Below are 2,532 nucleotides of genomic sequence, written 5' to 3'. Positions count from 1 at the left end.
AACAAAAAACTACTGTTAATGCTTATGTTGAAGCTACAGCAAAACGTTCAGAACGCGAAAGAATGGCAGATGTAAAAACTATTTCTGGAGTTTTTACTGGTGCTTATGCTGAACATCCATTTACCAAAGAACCAATTCCGGTATGGATAGGCGATTACGTTTTGGCTGGATATGGAACCGGAGCTGTAATGGCTGTTCCTTGTGGAGATGAAAGAGATTATGCGTTTGCAAATTTTTTTAAAGGTCAAAACGGAATGCCTGAAATTATAAATATTTTCAATCAAGATATTTCAGAAGCTGCTTTTGCCGAAAAAAGTGGTTTTGAATTGGTGAATTCTGATTTCCTAAACGGATTGGATTATAAAACCGGAACCAAAAAAGTCATTGAGGAATTAGAAAAAATAAATCAAGGAAAAGGAAAAATAAATTATCGTTTGCGCGATGCTGTTTTTTCTCGTCAACGATATTGGGGTGAACCATTTCCGGTGTATTATGTAAATGGATTACCTCAAATGATTGATGCCAAATATTTACCAATTATTTTACCTGAAGTAGAAAAATATTTACCAACCGAAGACGGACAACCACCACTAGGAAACGCAACAACTTGGGCTTGGGATAGTGTTCAGTGTTCAGTTGTAAGTAATAAGTTGATTGATAATGAAACTATTTTTCCTTTAGAATTAAACACAATGCCAGGTTGGGCAGGAAGTTCTTGGTATTGGATGCGTTATATGGATGCACACAATGAAAACGAAATTGCTAGTCAAGAAGCACTAAAATATTGGGAAAACGTAGATTTATACATTGGCGGATGTGAACATGCAACCGGACATTTATTATATTCTCGTTTTTGGAACAAATTTTTAAAAGACAAAGGTTTTGCACCAACAGAAGAACCATTCAAGAAATTGATTAATCAAGGAATGATTTTGGGAATGAGTGCATTTGGTTATGGATTTGGACCAGGTTTGTCATTTGAAAATGTCAATGATGTTCCTAAAGCAGCGCAAGCTGGAATTGTAAATAAAAAATATGTTATTCCAAAAGAATCATATGAAAAAGGGCTAAAAGGAGAATTAGATTCTATTACTCAGAAAATAGTCAATGATATAATTGAAGTATACAAATTGCAAGGTATAAAAGTAAGATATGTTGGAGAAGAATTTAGCGGAACTTTCACGCCTTTTAGAATTAGTTTAAATCATTTGAAAGGAACAAGTGACGTTTTGGATATTGAATCCATTAAGATGGATCCTCTTTTCAATTTTGTAAAAAATTCTGATTTTATCTTAGATAAAAATGGAGAATATGTAACTACTCGTGAAGTAGAAAAAATGTCAAAATCAAAATACAATGTAGTCAACCCAGATGATATTTGTAATGATTATGGCGCAGATACTTTGCGATTGTATGAAATGTTTCTTGGTCCACTAGAACAAGCAAAACCATGGAATACTGCAGGAATTACTGGCGTTTCTGGTTTCTTAAAAAAACTTTGGCGTTTGTATTTTGGTGATCATGGTTTGATTGTAATTAATGACGAACCAACGCCAGAAATGTATAAATCGTTACACAAAACCATAAAAAAAGTTACAGAAGATATAGAGAATTTCTCGTTCAACACATCGGTTTCTCAGTTTATGATTTGTGTAAACGAATTGGCAACATTAAAATGCAATCATCGAAAGATTTTGGAACCTTTAGCCATTGTGATTTCGCCTTATGCTCCGCATATTGCTGAAGAATTATGGAGTCAGTTAGGAAATAAAGATTCTATTTCCACAATTGATTTTCCAGTTTTTGAACAAAAGTATTTAGTAGAATCTGAAAAAGAATATCCAGTTTCGTTTAACGGAAAAATGAGATTTACAATAAAGCTTCCTATTGATTTATCTAAAGAACAAATTCAAGAAATAATTTTAAATGATGAAAGAACAATTGCACAATTAGCAGGAACTACTCCTAAAAATATTATAATCGTTCCAGGAAAAATTATTAACTTGGTAGGATAATTTAACTAAAAAATTCTGTTTTTATTAATTTGCGAATTAGTTGTTTTTAAGTCAATTTGGCAGAATGAAGTTTTGGCGTGTAATTTGATATTAATTTTGTAACTTTATATTTTAAAAAATTAAAAATTATGTATTTTATAATAATTGGTGTTATCGCTTTATTTAGTTGGTTGGTAAGTTCACGACTAAAAAGTAAATTTGCTCAATACTCAAAAGTTAGTTTACGAAACGGAATGTCTGGTGCAGAAATTGCTGAAAAAATGCTTGCAGATAATGGAATTAGAGATGTAAAAGTAATTTCTACTCCAGGACAATTGACAGATCATTACGATCCAACCAATAAAACAGTTAACCTTAGTGAAGGTGTCTATAATCAAAGAAATGCTGCTGCTGCTGCGGTTGCTGCTCACGAATGTGGTCATGCTGTGCAACATGCTCAAGCTTATCAATGGTTGACAATGCGTTCTAAAATGGTTCCGGCTGTAAATATTTCTTCCAAAATGTCAACTTGGTTAAT

At 32.5% G+C, this 2,532-nt stretch carries 2 protein-coding genes; both read left to right on the top strand.

Annotation, left to right across the window (positions count from 1 at the left end):
• Window positions 1-2,015, top strand: a 2,015-nt coding sequence (locus ACH2BO_RS01620; protein ID WP_395043017.1) for a class I tRNA ligase family protein, incomplete at its 5' end; no start/stop codon positions are given.
• A gap of 128 nt (window positions 2,016-2,143) precedes the next feature.
• Window positions 2,144-2,532 (top strand): zinc metallopeptidase (locus ACH2BO_RS01615; protein WP_395043016.1); only part of this gene is annotated, 389 nt, incomplete at its 3' end.

The organism is Flavobacterium sp., assembly GCF_043773265.1.
Taxonomy (GTDB): domain Bacteria; phylum Bacteroidota; class Bacteroidia; order Flavobacteriales; family Flavobacteriaceae; genus Flavobacterium.
This window is presented reverse-complemented; position numbering and strand designations above follow the sequence as displayed.